The organism is Gammaproteobacteria bacterium, from assembly GCA_029862005.1.
GTDB lineage: Bacteria > Pseudomonadota > Gammaproteobacteria.
In genome coordinates, this window is sequence record JAOTYD010000029.1 from 27,646 (window position 1) to 41,057 (window position 13,412).

Annotated in this window: 17 protein-coding genes; 2 read left to right on the forward strand and 15 right to left on the reverse strand. The window is 54.7% G+C overall.

Going from position 1 to position 13,412, the window contains the following annotated elements; translation table 11 throughout:
* Positions 1–68 precede the first annotated feature (68 nt).
* Positions 69–413, forward strand: a complete 345-nt coding sequence (locus tag OES20_15070) for a Rieske 2Fe-2S domain-containing protein (GenBank protein ID MDH3636021.1) — start codon at positions 69–71, stop codon at positions 411–413.
* Here OES20_15070 and rimO read toward each other — a convergent pair.
* Positions 392–1,711 carry a 30S ribosomal protein S12 methylthiotransferase RimO gene (gene rimO, locus OES20_15075; protein ID MDH3636022.1) on the reverse strand — a complete coding sequence of 440 codons (1,320 nt, stop codon included), beginning with the start codon at positions 1,709–1,711 and terminating at the stop codon, positions 392–394. The genes OES20_15070 and rimO overlap by 22 nt on opposite strands.
* 290 nt (positions 1,712–2,001) lie before the next feature.
* Between rimO and OES20_15080 the strand changes: the two genes are divergently transcribed.
* A complete protein-coding gene (locus tag OES20_15080; GenBank protein MDH3636023.1) occupies positions 2,002–2,730 on the forward strand; it encodes a hypothetical protein in 729 nt (242 codons plus the stop codon).
* On the opposite strand, the gene ubiB is transcribed toward OES20_15080, so the two are convergent.
* The 14 genes from ubiB to OES20_15150 form a co-directional block, all read right to left on the reverse strand.
* Positions 2,727–4,394 carry a ubiquinone biosynthesis regulatory protein kinase UbiB gene (ubiB, locus tag OES20_15085; GenBank protein ID MDH3636024.1) on the reverse strand — a complete coding sequence of 556 codons (1,668 nt, stop codon included), beginning with the start codon at positions 4,392–4,394 and terminating at the stop codon, positions 2,727–2,729. The genes OES20_15080 and ubiB overlap by 4 nt on opposite strands.
* On the reverse strand, positions 4,394–5,053 hold the full coding sequence (locus tag OES20_15090; GenBank protein ID MDH3636025.1) for an SCP2 sterol-binding domain-containing protein: 660 nt from the start codon (positions 5,051–5,053) through the stop codon (positions 4,394–4,396). The genes ubiB and OES20_15090 overlap by 1 nt, the downstream gene beginning before the upstream one ends.
* Before the next feature lie 14 nt (positions 5,054–5,067).
* Positions 5,068–5,820: a bifunctional demethylmenaquinone methyltransferase/2-methoxy-6-polyprenyl-1,4-benzoquinol methylase UbiE gene (gene ubiE / locus OES20_15095; protein MDH3636026.1), complete on the reverse strand. Its 753-nt coding sequence runs from the start codon at positions 5,818–5,820 to the stop codon at positions 5,068–5,070.
* Positions 5,821–5,964: 144 nt separating this feature from the next.
* The gene (locus OES20_15100) at positions 5,965–6,321 is read right to left on the reverse strand and encodes a DUF971 domain-containing protein (protein ID MDH3636027.1); all 357 of its coding nucleotides are present in this window, start codon (positions 6,319–6,321) and stop codon (positions 5,965–5,967) included.
* On the reverse strand, positions 6,321–7,667 hold the full coding sequence (gene hslU, locus OES20_15105) for an ATP-dependent protease ATPase subunit HslU (GenBank protein MDH3636028.1): 1,347 nt from the start codon (positions 7,665–7,667) through the stop codon (positions 6,321–6,323). Before hslU ends, OES20_15100 begins: the two co-directional genes overlap by 1 nt.
* Positions 7,668–7,676: 9 nt before the next feature.
* Positions 7,677–8,216 carry an ATP-dependent protease subunit HslV gene (gene hslV, locus OES20_15110; protein MDH3636029.1) on the reverse strand — a complete coding sequence of 180 codons (540 nt, stop codon included), beginning with the start codon at positions 8,214–8,216 and terminating at the stop codon, positions 7,677–7,679.
* Between the two features lie 104 nt (positions 8,217–8,320).
* Positions 8,321–9,214: a tyrosine recombinase XerC gene (gene xerC, locus OES20_15115; GenBank protein MDH3636030.1), complete on the reverse strand. Its 894-nt coding sequence runs from the start codon at positions 9,212–9,214 to the stop codon at positions 8,321–8,323.
* A gap of 5 nt (positions 9,215–9,219) precedes the next feature.
* Positions 9,220–9,924: a DUF484 family protein gene (locus OES20_15120; GenBank protein MDH3636031.1), complete on the reverse strand. Its 705-nt coding sequence runs from the start codon at positions 9,922–9,924 to the stop codon at positions 9,220–9,222.
* Complete coding sequence (dapF, locus tag OES20_15125; GenBank protein ID MDH3636032.1) at positions 9,917–10,750, reverse strand: diaminopimelate epimerase; 834 nt, start codon at positions 10,748–10,750, stop codon at positions 9,917–9,919. Before dapF ends, OES20_15120 begins: the two co-directional genes overlap by 8 nt.
* Positions 10,747–11,994, reverse strand: coding sequence for a diaminopimelate decarboxylase (gene lysA / locus OES20_15130; GenBank protein ID MDH3636033.1), 1,248 nt, complete (start codon positions 11,992–11,994; stop codon positions 10,747–10,749). The genes dapF and lysA overlap by 4 nt, the downstream gene beginning before the upstream one ends.
* A gap of 2 nt (positions 11,995–11,996) precedes the next feature.
* Positions 11,997–12,128: a lipoprotein gene (locus OES20_15135; protein ID MDH3636034.1), complete on the reverse strand. Its 132-nt coding sequence runs from the start codon at positions 12,126–12,128 to the stop codon at positions 11,997–11,999.
* Positions 12,125–12,763, reverse strand: a complete 639-nt coding sequence (locus tag OES20_15140) for a LysE family translocator (GenBank protein MDH3636035.1) — start codon at positions 12,761–12,763, stop codon at positions 12,125–12,127. Before OES20_15140 ends, OES20_15135 begins: the two co-directional genes overlap by 4 nt.
* Before the next feature lie 2 nt (positions 12,764–12,765).
* Entirely contained in the window at positions 12,766–13,257 is a 492-nt protein-coding gene (locus OES20_15145) for a DUF402 domain-containing protein (protein MDH3636036.1), read from the reverse strand.
* On the reverse strand, positions 13,254–13,412 hold a 159-nt coding region (locus OES20_15150; protein ID MDH3636037.1), incomplete at its 5' end, for a DUF3830 family protein. The genes OES20_15145 and OES20_15150, both read right to left, overlap by 4 nt.

Here is a 13,412-nt window from a genome sequence, read left to right on the forward strand (position 1 = left end):
GCAGATTCTTGCCCTGTTATTGTGGCTCCCACGTTATCGGCTTTGAGCGAGGATTTATAAGTAAAAATATGGAAAATTTATTGTTTATTTGCACGATGGAAAGGTTGTCCGATCCGGGTTCCTACGGATTTTCACTGGACTGCGCGGGAGAGACTGTCGAGGGATTCGTGGTAAGGCGTGACGGTGAATGCTTTGGGTATCGCAATAGCTGCCCGCATACCGGTTCACCGCTGGACTGGGTTGATCACCAGTTCCTCGATATTGAGGGCAGGTTGATCCAGTGTGCAGTGCACGACGCACGCTTTCTGATTGATACCGGGGAATGTGTTCTGGGGCCCTGTCCGGGGGAAAGCCTCGAGTCCCTGCCGATCAGGGTACAAGGTGAAAAAGTCTACTTGCTCAGTGACGCGTAGAGATCGTACTCATCAGCGGCGCTAATCTCGACATGGCAGAATTCACCCAGGGGTAAATTGCTATCCGTTTCAATATGAACCACGCCGTCTATCTCGGGCGCATCGGCATAACTGCGCCCGATATAACCATTCTCGCTACCCGTTTCCACCAATATGGACATTTGTTGGCCGACGCGCTGCTGCAATTTCTGCGCACTGATCGCCTGCTGTTTGAGCATGAAGCGATGAAAACGCTCCTGCTTGAGTGATTCGGGTACCGGGTTGGTAAATGCGTTCGCGCTTGCGCCCTCGACCGCTGAATAGGTGAAACAGCCGACACGGTCGAGCGCCGCGAGTTCGAGAAACTCTAGTAGTTGCTCGAAATCGGCCTCGGTTTCGCCCGGAAACCCGACGATAAAGGTGCTGCGGATAACAATTTCAGGACAAATTTCACGCCATTTCAGAATTCTGTCGAGCATGCGATCACGATTTCCAGGCCTTTTCATGGACTTCAGGATGCGCGGGCTTGCGTGTTGCATCGGGATATCCAGGTAAGGCAGGATAGCGCCGTCAGCCATCAGCGGAATCACGTCATCGACGTGCGGGTAGGGGTAAACGTAGTGCAGGCGAATCCAGACACCTAACTGACCCAGCGCGCGGGCCAGGTCGAGAAACCGGGTCTGCAGTGGCTGACCTTGCCAGAATCGGGTGGTGTATTTGCAATCCACGCCGTAGGCGCTGGTGTCCTGCGAAATGACCAGTATCTCTCGAATTCCCGCATCGACCAGGACCTGTGCTTCATGCATGACTTCATCGATGGGTCTGCTTACCAGGTCACCGCGCAGTGATGGGATGATGCAAAAGCTGCATCGATGATTACAGCCTTCGGATATTTTCAGGTAGGCATAATGCCGCGGCGTCAGGCGCACGCCCTGTTTTGGTACCAGGTCCAGGAACGGATCATGAGGCGCCGGCAAGTGTTGATGCACTGCCTGCATGACTTCATCTCGGGCGTGGGGGCCGGTGACGGCGAGCAGCGAAGGAAAGCGATCGTTGATCAAGTCGGCGCGTTTGCCGAGACAGCCGGTGACGATGACCCTGCCGTTGTGGAGCAGCGCCTCACCGATCGTGTCGAGTGACTCTTCGACGGCGCTATCGATAAATCCACAGGTATTTACGATAACCATATCTGCGTTATCGAATTCAGGTACGATGTCATAGCCTTCAGCCTGCAACTGCGTAATAACCTGTTCCGAGTCGACGGTCGCTTTCGGACATCCCAGGCTGACAAACCCGATTCGGGGCGACGTCGGTTTCATTTCAGGATCAGGCAAGGTAAAAAAAGTTTGCTTTCCAGCAGTGATTTGCTATCAGTTCTGAACAACGAGCACGCGGCCGGGCTGCAATCGCGGTGCCCGGGGTTGTTGAAAATGACCCTGTGGCAGTACCATGAGTGATTATTTTGGTGTTTCAATTCGGTGATACAGCCTGGAAGAGGCCGCATTATCCTCGAATTTGTGATGCAGCGCAAAAATCGAGCGCGCTGGGCACTGGATGAACCCGGTGATCCATGATTTAATCCTGCATATCAGCAGATTACGGTAAAGCCATGAAATCTATAAAATTACTGCTTGTACTATTTATCCTGTCGAGCCAGTCGTTTTCTGCTCGAGCCGAGTTACTGGATCAGGGCTTGAATTCGATCATGCAGATTATCGATAAGGCCATTGTCGAACTTGGCCAACAAACTACCGGAGACAGTGTCGAAGCGGATGCCGCGGCGCTCGAAAATGCCACCAGCACCATTGTCAACCTGTCGAGAACGCTTGGTACGCTAAGTTATTCGCGCCTGCAGTGCGGCGAAGCCGGTGTGCTGGCCGAATTTACCCAGCGCGTTCAATTGATGCCCGAAGAAAGTCGTGATCCCATGCGTGATGCTTTCCAGGAAGGTTTCGATAAAAGCAAAGAGGAAACCCCGTTATTGTCGACGGATGAATGTGAGCGCCTGACACGTTCACGGGTTCGAAGTGAGCCGACCGACGAAGCGAATGTGATCGAAGACAAGAGTACGGCCAAGGCGGAATCCGAGGCCGAGGAAGTCAAGGAAGAGCTGCCACCCGAAGACCCGAAATTCCGGCATTTACGTATCGCCGAATTGACCGGCCAACTCGCCTACAAGCGCAAGTTTTGCGAGGATGAGAAAGTCTTCAACCGAGATTACAACGAATATCTCGAATCCATTCCTGAAGAATTCCGCGAAGAAGTTAAATCGGCCTACTGGAAGGGTTTCAAGCATGGCAAGCACCTCAATAAAAACCTGACCAGGGAACAGTGCTAATCGTCGAGATAGCTGCTGATTAGCAGGTAAATTCCGGGTATTGCCAGGGCCGCGCTCAGCAGTGGCATAATGATTTGCCCGCTTCCCACCATGATCGGAGCAATACCGTCGAGCCCCATAATGATACTGGCGCTGATCACAAAGCTGCCGCCGATAACGGCGCGGATACTGCGCCGGTTTGCCCGGCGAATTTCGTGCTTTAGCGCGTCAATCTGTTGCGAGCGCAGTTCCACCCGGAGTTCATCGTTGGCAATCCGATCAAGCGCCTTGAAAGCAAGCTGGGGAAGATCCGGCAAGTGTTCGGCGATGTAAGGCAGGTTTTTTTTCATGCCCTTGATCAGGGCGCCGGTACCCAGCTGCTCGGAAAGCCAGCGCTCGATAAAGGGTTTGGCCGTGTCCCAGAGATCCAGCTGGGGATACAATTGCCGGCCGATTCCCTCAATATGCAGAAAGGTTTTTTCAAGTAACAGCAGCTGGGGCTGAATTTCCATGTTAAATGCACGTGCTGTCTGGAACAGGCGCAGCAGTAGCTGGCCGAACGAGATTTCTGCCAGCGGGCGTTGAAACATGGGCTCGCAAACACTGCGGATAGTGGCTTCGAATTCGTCGATACGGGTGCCATGATCGACCCAGCCCGAATCGACATGCAGTTCGGCGACACGCCGGTAATCGCGATTGAAAAATGCAACGAAATTTTCCGCAAGGTAGCGTTGATCGCTGGTTGACAGGGATCCCATGATGCCAAAATCAACCGCGATATACCTTGGGTTCTGGGGATTGCTGGCAGCAACGAAAATATTGCCCGGGTGCATGTCGGCATGGAAGTAATTGTGATCAAATACCTGCGTAAAAAAGATTTCTACACCCTTGCGTGATAAAACCTCGAGGTTGATGTCGTGTTTTTGCAGCTGCTTGATATCAGATATTGGGATACCGCTGATGCGCTCCATGACCATGACGCGGGAGCGGCAATAATCCCAGTGCACAGATGGCACATAGAGGTCGGGTGAATCCTCGAAATTGCGGCGCAGTTCACTGGCGTTCGCGGCTTCCCGAACCAGGTCGAGCTCATTGAAGATAGTGGTTTCGAATTCGCGCACTATCTGGATAGGCTTAACCCGCCTGGCTTGTTGCCAATAGCGATCGGCCATTTTCGCGAGCAGCATCAACACCTCGATATCCTGGCGAATCTTCTGTTCGATGCCGGGGCGTACGATCTTGACAACGACGTCCTGGCCGTCAGGCAGTTGCGCGCCATATACCTGCGCAATCGAGGCAGAGGCGATTTCACGTTCATCAAATTTGCCGAACGCCCGCTCCAGCGGCATACCCAGTTGTTGCTCGATAATGTCGCGTGCCTGGTGCCAGGGGAAGGGTGGTACCTGGTCGAGTAATTTCTCGAGTTCGTCGGCAATTTCATCACCGAACAGATCACGTCGTGTTGACATCATCTGCCCGAACTTGATGAAGATCGGCCCCAGCGACTCTATGCATAAGCGCAGGCGCACGGCCTCGCTGCGGTCGTTGCCTCGAAACCAGTTAAACGGATTAATCTTGCCCAGCCAGTATAGCGGGCGGTAGAAATGCATCGATAAAACGATTTCGTCGAGCCCGAAACGGGCTAGCGTGAAGTTGATCGAGATCAGGCGTGACAGGTTACGCATCACCGCGGATCAGTTTTTGTGAGCAACTGCTGCAGCCTGGCCTCGGCGCGCGCGACATCATGCTTGAGCTCGGTAAGCCGGGATTGAAAATCCTCGAACTCGGTCACCGTTGGACTGAGACGCGCCTCTTCGCGTAGGTACTCACTGCTGGTCTGCAGCAATGAGTCAGCACTTTGTCGCAACCAGGTTCCGAGCGCGCGTGAGCGCTGATGGACCTGGAAAGCCACTACATCCCCGGTGCGTCGTGCCAGCGCTTCCTCCCAGTCGATATCCAGGTCGGACAGAATCTTCTGCATTTTTTGTGCCAGCGCCACGTTACCCCGGAAGCTGACGCGTTCCTGCATCGATGTCGAAACCTTGTCATCCAGTGACGCGAGGTTGACCAGGCTGATCAGGCGTCCAGAAATCGTCGCGTCCGGTGGATTGAGCGGTCCCGCGCTTCGACTCAGACGAATACCCCAGGATCCCGGATGACAATAGAGCTGGAAATCGAGATCGGTGATATCGATGGCAATGCAGTACCCTTGCAATTCCTGACAACCCGCGAGCGCATCCTCGTCCAGACCGAGCAGGCGATTGGCACCGATTTCGGCTGCGACGAGGAGCGAATTCTGTATCGATTCGAGGAAGTTTGCATTTAAGCTGTCTGCAGATTGCACGGTGAAATGACCACCTAGTACTTGAAAGCACGATGCAGGGCAACGATACCGCCGCTGAGATTATGCACCTCGACTTCGTCAAAACCACCCTGTTCGATAATGATTTGTTTCAACGCCTCCTGGTCCGGATGCATTCGAATCGACTCGGCAAGATACTGGTAACTGTCGCGGTCGCCGGCAATAAATTCACCCATGCGCGGCAGAATATTGAAGGAGTAAAAATCGTAGAGCTTATCCAATGGCTGGTAAAGCGGTTTGGAAAACTCGAGCACGCAAAGACGACCACCGGGTTTCAGAATGCGCTGTATCGATGCCAGTGCTGCAGCTTTGTCAGTGAAATTGCGCAGACCAAAGGCAATGGTGATGCAGTCGAAATAATTGTCAGCAAATGGTAATAACTCGGCGTTACATTGCACGGCTTCGGCTCGACTAACGACGCCATTGTCGATCAACCGGTCTCGCCCCCGGTGTAACATCTCGGCGTTAATATCAGCCAGAACAACAAGACCGTCTTTACCGACCATCTGTGCCTGTTTAAACGCCAGGTCGCCGGTGCCACCGGCGAGGTCGAGCACTTTGTGACCGGGTCGCAAACCACACATTTCAAGTGTAAAGCGCTTCCACAGGTGATGCACGCCCAGCGACATGACGTCGTTCATCAGGTCGTATTTTTGCGCGACCGAACTGAACACGGCACCCACCCGGCCCTGCTTTTCCGTGACCGGGATCTCTTCGAAACCAAAGTCTGTGGTAGATTTTTCGCGCATCATCGAACCATAACACGTGACATCGATTGCGTCATTCCCGCGCCGGTAACGCCATGGCCGCATCCCTTTTAGCTGCGCCACACGGAGTCCCCGGCCGCGCCTTTAGGGTTCACACGATTCCCGATCACACGAGATTGTTGCTCTTTAAGCGCCTGGCTTGCGCTTGTGGCCCTCGGCTTCGAGCCGCTCCAGGTAATGTTGCCATCTTTCTTCGTAGGTTACGCCGAGTTCGTACAGGTAGTCCCAGCTGTAAATGCCGGTATCGTGATTATCGTCGAAAGCCAGCTTGATCGCGTAATGGCCCATCGGTTCGATATTGTTGATATTGACGTCCTCCTTGCCAACCTGCAGCACGTCCTGACCGGGACCATGACCCTGCACTTCCGCGGAAGGCGAGTAGACCCTCAAGTACTCGACCGGCAACTTGAAACTTGAACCGTCCTCAAAGCTGAGTTCGAGCACGCGCGACATTTTATGCAAATTTATTTCGGTCGGCTTCATCAGAGTATGTACTGTGACAGGTCTTCATCCAGTGACAGCTCACCGAGATGCTCGTTAACGTATTCGGCATCGATAGTAATGGTTTGATCGACCATGTCCGAAGCCTCGAAACTGACAGTATCGAGCAGTCGCTCCATCACCGTATGTAAACGGCGTGCACCTATATTTTCCTGCTTTTCGTTAACCTGCCAGGCAACCTCGGCAATGCGTGCAAGACTGTCATCGGTAAAGACCAGGCCGACACCTTCGGTTTCCATCAGCGCAGTGTACTGTTCCGTCAGCGAGGCGTTCGGCTCACGCAGGATGCGCACGAAATCGTTCACGGTCAGCGCCGAGAGTTCGACCCGTATCGGCAGACGCCCCTGCAGTTCCGGGATCAGGTCGCTGGGCTTGGCAACGTGAAAGGCGCCCGAGGCGATGAATAAAATATGATCCGTTTTAATCATGCCGGCTTTGGTAGTTACGGTGCAGCCCTCGACCAGGGGTAACAGGTCGCGCTGCACGCCCTCACGCGATACGTCGGTGCCACTGGTTTCGCCCCGCTTTGCAACCTTGTCGATTTCATCGATAAAAACGATGCCGTTTTGTTCCGCGTTTTCGAGTGCTGTCAGTTTCAGTTCATCCTCGTTGATTAACTTTGCGGCCTCTTCGTCGGTCAGCATTTTGAGCGCATCCTCGACGCGCAATTTACGTGTCTTGGTTTTCTGGTTACCCAGGTTCTGGAACAGGCCCTGCAGCTGGTTGGTCATATCCTCCATTCCAGGGGGCGCCATAATCTCAACACCAAGCGACGGCAGCTGCAGATCAATTTCGATCTCCTTGTCGTTGATTTTGCCCTCGCGCAGCATTTTGCGGAATTTCTGACGCGTGCCGTCACTGCTGGCATCCTCTTCCCCGGTAATGTCTTTCGGACGGGGCAGTAATGCATCCAGCACCTTCTCCTCGGCGGCATCCTCGGCGCGGTGGCGCACCCGGCCGACTTCCGACTCGCGCATTTGCTTGATCGACACATCAACAAGGTCACGGATGATGGACTCGACATCACGGCCGACGTAACCGACCTCGGTAAACTTGGTTGCTTCAACCTTGATAAAAGGCGCGTTCGCAAGTCGCGCCAGGCGACGCGCGATCTCGGTTTTACCAACCCCGGTGGGTCCCATCATCAGTATATTCTTGGGCGTAATTTCGTTGCGCAGCTCTTCGCTGACTTGCTGGCGTCGCCAGCGGTTGCGCAGCGCGATTGCGACCGCACGTTTGGCCTTGTCCTGACCGATGATATGATTATCGAGTTCCTGCGAAATCTCGCGCGGGGTCATCGGCGACTGGGTAATGGTTTTGGTATCCAAGGCTTTAACCTAGTAATCGATAGCTTCGAAAGTATGATTGAGATTGGTAAATACACAGATTTCGCCGGCGATCTGCAATCCCTTCTCGACAATTTCGCGTGCACTCATCTCGGTCGTGTCAAGCATCGCGCGTGCGGCTGCCTGGGCATAGGCGCCGCCCGAACCGACTGCCATCAGGCTATCTTCCGGTTCAATGACGTCTCCGTTACCCGAGATAATCAGTGAAGCCTCTTCATTGGCGACGCAAAGCAGTGCTTCGAGGCGTCGCAGCGCGCGATCGGAGCGCCATTCCTTCGCCAGTTCGACCGCGGCGCGAACCATCTGGCCATTGTGTTTCTCGAGTTTACCTTCGAATAGCTCGAACAGCAGAAATGCGTCGGCAGTACCCCCGGCAAATCCGGCGACGACTTTATCCAGGTAAAGCCGGCGTACCTTGCGTGCGTTTCCTTTCATGATGGTGTTACCCAGGCTGACCTGGCCGTCACCGCCAATCACAACGCTGTTATTACGACGCACCGATAATATCGTAGTGCCTTCGAACTGTTCCAAGATCCCGCCCCGGCAATTTCATTATGGACATTGTGATATATGGGCGAACGGAAATAAATACAAGTTTTCAGGGTCATCGCCACAGGTTTGGCGCCTGGCCGACCTTATTTGCGCTTGGCGCGTGGGTGTGCCCCGTCGTATACCCTGGCCAGGTGCTGAAAGTCGAGATGCGTGTATACCTGGGTGGTCGCGATATTCGCGTGCCCGAGCAGTTCCTGCACCGCACGCAGGTCCGAACTGGATTCGAGCATATGGGTGGCAAAAGAGTGGCGCAACGTGTGTGGTGACAAATGCTGATCGAGTGCCTGGCACTGGATCAACTGGTTGAGCCGGCTTTGCACGTTGCGCGGCGAGATACGCTTGCCCTGCTTGCTCAGAAACAGGGCCACCTGTTGACTGTCCTGGGTGAAATCCTGGCGCAGTTTTAGCCAGCGCTTTACCGCGGTAACGGCCCTTGAGCCGACCGGCAGGTAACGGGTTTTATTTCCCTTGCCGGTAACCACCAGTTGCTGCTGTGACAAATCAATGTCATCGAGATTGATATTGACCAGCTCGGCGAGTCGCAGGCCCGAGGAGTAAATCAATTCGAAAATAGCCGCGTCACGAACCTGAACTGCGTTGCTGTCATCGGGAATAGACAGCAAGCGGTCGATGGTTTCGGCATCGCAGGTTTTGGGCAGGGGCTTGTCTCTTTTAGGCGCACTCACGTCGAGCGCCGGATTTTTTGTAACCACCGCGCTGCGGATCAGAAACTGGTAAAAGCTGCGAATCGAGGATAGTTCACGTTGAATAGTGCGGCTCTTGCGCCCGAGGCGATGGCGTTTGGCGGCAAAACCGCTGACCTGCGCATGGCCGACCTGCGCCCAGGTTTCAATCCCCTGGCCAGCCAGGTATTGCCTGAACTGATTCAGATCGCGCCGGTAGTTTGTGCAGGTATGCGGTGAGTAATACTTTTCACTGCGTAACATCTGGATGAACAGGTCCAGATCCTGGTCCATCCGGGCTACTCCGCCTGCAGCAGGCTCTGCAAACGCGTACTGACCAGTTCGCCCAACTGCTGAAGAAAGATAGTACCCATGCTGACACCGAAACGATCGGCGTTAACGCTGCCGAGGCACAATAGCCCGAGATTGCCAGTGTGGTACAGCGGGATCAATGCGCTCGAACCAATGCGGATATCCGGGCCGAATAGCTCGCGGTTGATCTTTTCGTCCTGTTGGCCACAGACCGGTTTGCGCGCTTCAATCCAGGGTTTGACACTATCGACGATGCCGCTTTCGCTATCAAGATAAAGCCCGTCAAGAATATTTTCTGTCTCGCTAACACCCGGAAGAAAGCGGAAACAGACAAAATCGGTATAAAAGAAGGTTTGCACCTGGTCCTGCACCATCGACAGTATGTCGTGCAACTGATCGGTATTCATCAGCTCCAGTGCAAGGCGATGAAAACGCTGATTCAGCTCCTCGTTTTCGCGGGCAATACCGACCAGCTCGTCGATTTTGGCCTTCAGTGTCTGGTTTTCTTCGCGCAGTAACTTGAGCTGGCGTTCCACCAGCGAAGTTGCGCCACCGGTCTTGTGCGGAATCACAAGGGAGGAAAAAACCTCCGGGTAAGACATCAGCACTTCGGGATTGTCTCGCAGGTACTGAACCACTTTTGTCTCGTCTGTTGGATCGGATTGCTGCTGTTCAGCGGATACTTCACTCATAATTGATTTCGCCCTGATAAACCATAGCCGTTTCGCCCGTCATCATAACGGGGTTTGCGTCACCTTGCCATTCCAGTTTGAGTTCGCCGCCTACTAGCACCGCTTTTGCGACCGGTTCCAGCAGGCCGAGCTGCACCCCGGCAACCATCGCGGCACAGGCGCCACTGCCGCAAGCGCGGGTTTCACCCACGCCGCGCTCGAAAACGCGCAATTTGAAAGTATCGCGCGCAAGGATCTGCATAAAGCCGACGTTCACGCTGTCGGGGAATAACAGGTTTGCCTCGAAATGGGGTCCCATGGTCTCTACGCCCGCGGTATCTACATCGTCAACCTGGATAACCATGTGCGGATTTCCGATCGACATTGCGCTGAAACTGATTTCATGGCCCTCGTAATCGGTCTGGTAGAGATCCTGCCGTCGCTCTGCCCGCAATGGAATTTCGGCCGGGTCAAATCGCGGAATGCCCATATCGACGCGGTAACGGGTCGTATCGATCGCTTCGAGTTTCAACAGGCCCGAGCTCGTTTCCACCGGGATAACGTCGAGCGTGGTCAGACCCTGTTCACGCACGAAGCGCGCGAAACAGCGCGCGCCATTACCGCATTGCGCGACTTCGCCGCCATCGGCGTTAAAGATCCGGTACTTGAATGCAGCGGCGTGGTTATCGGGTTTTTCAACGATCAGCATTTGATCAAAACCGATGCCATCGTAGCGGTCGGCCCAACGCCTCACCAGTTCGGGGCGCGGTTCAAAATGCTGGTTGATCGCATCGATAACGGCAAAATCGTTACCGAGACCGTGCATCTTCGCAAATCTCAATTTCACGGCAACAGGGACTCACCGCGAATCAGGTCGGCAAAGCTCTCGCGTTTGCGCACGCAGAAATGCATGTCGCCATCGACCATAACCTCGGCCGCACGTGCTCGCGTATTGTAATTTGACGCCATGCCGAACGCGTAAGCTCCACTCGATCGAATTGCGAGCAAGTCATCTTGCTCGAGGCTCAAGCTGCGATCCTTGCCGAGAAAGTCGCTCGATTCACAAATTGCGCCGACCACGTCGTAAGTCTGCTCGCGAGCAGAGCTGTCTTGCCTGACCGGGATAATTTCCTGCCAGGCACCGTAGAGCGAAGGTCTGATCAGGTCGTTCATCGCCGCATCGATTACGGCGAAGTTTTTGTCGGGCCCGTGCTTCAGATAGTTGACCCGGCTGACCAGGATGCCCGCATTGCCGGCAATAGCGCGACCGGGTTCGATGATGATAGTGCCATCGAACTTTTGCAGGTGCTCACGCAGGGCGCTGGCCCATTCGGCAGGTAGCGGCGGCTCCTCGTCGCGATAACGGATTCCGAGGCCGCCACCGAGGTCCAGGTGATGAATATTGACGCCCTGTTGTCGCAAGCGATCGATCAACTCCAGCAGTCGATCAAATGCATCGATATACGGTGACATTTCGGTTAACTGTGAACCGATGTGACAGTCCATACCGATGACATCGATGTTATCGAGCGCGGATGCGTCGAGGTAAATCTGCTCGGCATCGCTGAAAGGGATGCCGAACTTGTTTTCTTTGAGCCCGGTGGAAATGTAGGGATGTGTCTTGGCGTCGACGTCGGGATTGACGCGAAACGAAACCCGCGCCGTCTTGCCTTTGCGCCCGGCAATTTCATTGGTGCGATCGAGTTCCTGCGCGGACTCGACGTTGAAGCAGAGAATATCCAGATCCAGCGCGGTTTCGATTTCATGCGCCAGTTTACCAACCCCGGAAAAGACGATGCGCTCCGCCTTGCCGCCAGCCTGCAGCACGCGCTGCAGTTCACCACCGGAAACAATATCGAAGCCCGAGCCGAGGCGTGCCAGCAGGTTCAATACGGCGAGATTGGAGTTTGCCTTGACCGCGTAACAGACCAGGTGATCGTGCCCGTCAAGCGCGTTATCGAAGGCATGCCAATGGCGCTCCAGCGTAGCCCGTGAATAGACGAACAGCGGGGTACCGTAGTTAGCGGCAAGATCGGTAATCGCGATGTCTTCGCAATAGAGTTCACCCTGTTTATATTCGAAATGATCCATACCTATCCGCTAACATTCTTGGCCTTTTTCTCTTCTTCCTCGGGCAATACCAGGGCGCCCTTGTTACCGCAGCCGGAAAGCACCAGCAACAGGCAACAGCAGGTCAGAAAGCTGATAAGACGGAATCGCATCATGCCGCAGAGATTACACGCTTTGCACCGAGTGCCCAAATCCCGGCACCAAACAACAGCCCACCACCGACCAGGCTATAGATTCTTTGCGCGCGTGGGGACGCGAGCAGGCGTCGAATTGACGCTGCAAACAGGGCGTAACTGGTCGCACCAATGGTGGCGAGCACGACAAAGGTTACCCCGAGAATCCACAATTGCGGTATCACCGGGTGTGCGGCGCTGATGAACTGCGGCAGCAGGGCGATAAAAAACACGATGCTCTTGGGATTCAGGGCGGTGACGACAAAGGCGTTGCCGAAAAGCTTGTGCGCTGCCACCTCCGGAGTTTGCTGGACCTGTTCGGGCACCGGGTTGCCGGCAGCACGCAGCAGCAGAATACCGAGGTAGATCAGGTAGAGGCCGCCGATCCACTTGACGATCGTAAACCAGAAAGCCGATGCTGCGAGCAGGGTACCCACGCCGATCAATGACAGCGTGATTGCGACCGAGTCGCCAAGCGCTACGCCGGCGACCACAGGTAATGTGGCCTTACGCCCATGCGCAATCGAATAGCTCAACACCAGCAGGATGGTCGGGCCCGGGATCGCCAGTACGACAGTACTGGTGGCGACATAAGCTAGCCAGAGTTCAAGCGGCATGATCAGGCCTCCGGCAACAGCTCCCGCCGCCGTGCTTCAAACTCGGATAACAGCCTGCCGGGATCCGCACACAGGGCATCGCGCGCAGTTTCGATATAGGCGCGCAGGTTGCGATCAAGGTCATCGGGCAATTCGTCTTCATCCAGCACTCGGCAACGCAGGTCAGGCGAAATCAGCACATCCACGGCCAGGTCGCGCCACGCGACCTGATCAGTGGATATGTGGGTGTTATCGCAGATATTAAAGTATAACGCCAGCGTTTGGCATTGGTGGTCAATCCAGTGGTAGGCGTTGTAGGCCCGGTCCTCCCAGAAATATCCGATGCTGATCGAGTTTTTCGGCAGCAGCAGGTCTTCAAGCTGTATGTCGCGAGGCATTCGATATATCATGGCGATCTCGCCCTTGGCACGCTTCAGCAGCTCACAGTTAAATTCCTTGCGCTCACCCGCAAGCGTGGTCTTTATTTCTACGATACGGGCGCCGGGCAAAGTCAAATTTCAAACAGGATCGGTTTGGCGCCTTTCCACAGCGTGGCGATGCCAATCTCGCGCAGCTTGTCCAGATCGGAAGTGATCGTGGCGAAATGGTTGCCGGCGAGCGTGCCTGCCTTCGATGCGAACTGAACGCTGCCGTAGGCAATCAGGATTTC

Coding starts and splice junctions, on each gene's coding strand:
- OES20_15070 (MDH3636021.1), top strand. CDS start 69: ATGGAAAATTTATTGTTTATTTGCACGATGGAAAGGTTGTCCGATCCG.
- rimO (MDH3636022.1), bottom strand. CDS start 1,711: ATGAAACCGACGTCGCCCCGAATCGGGTTTGTCAGCCTGGGATGTCCG.
- OES20_15080 (MDH3636023.1), top strand. CDS start 2,002: ATGAAATCTATAAAATTACTGCTTGTACTATTTATCCTGTCGAGCCAG.
- ubiB (MDH3636024.1), bottom strand. CDS start 4,394: ATGCGTAACCTGTCACGCCTGATCTCGATCAACTTCACGCTAGCCCGT.
- ubiE (MDH3636026.1), bottom strand. CDS start 5,820: ATGCGCGAAAAATCTACCACAGACTTTGGTTTCGAAGAGATCCCGGTC.
- OES20_15100 (MDH3636027.1), bottom strand. CDS start 6,321: ATGAAGCCGACCGAAATAAATTTGCATAAAATGTCGCGCGTGCTCGAA.
- xerC (MDH3636030.1), bottom strand. CDS start 9,214: ATGGACCAGGATCTGGACCTGTTCATCCAGATGTTACGCAGTGAAAAG.
- OES20_15120 (MDH3636031.1), bottom strand. CDS start 9,924: ATGAGTGAAGTATCCGCTGAACAGCAGCAATCCGATCCAACAGACGAG.
- lysA (MDH3636033.1), bottom strand. CDS start 11,994: ATGGATCATTTCGAATATAAACAGGGTGAACTCTATTGCGAAGACATC.
- OES20_15135 (MDH3636034.1), bottom strand. CDS start 12,128: ATGATGCGATTCCGTCTTATCAGCTTTCTGACCTGCTGTTGCCTGTTG.
- OES20_15140 (MDH3636035.1), bottom strand. CDS start 12,763: ATGCCGCTTGAACTCTGGCTAGCTTATGTCGCCACCAGTACTGTCGTA.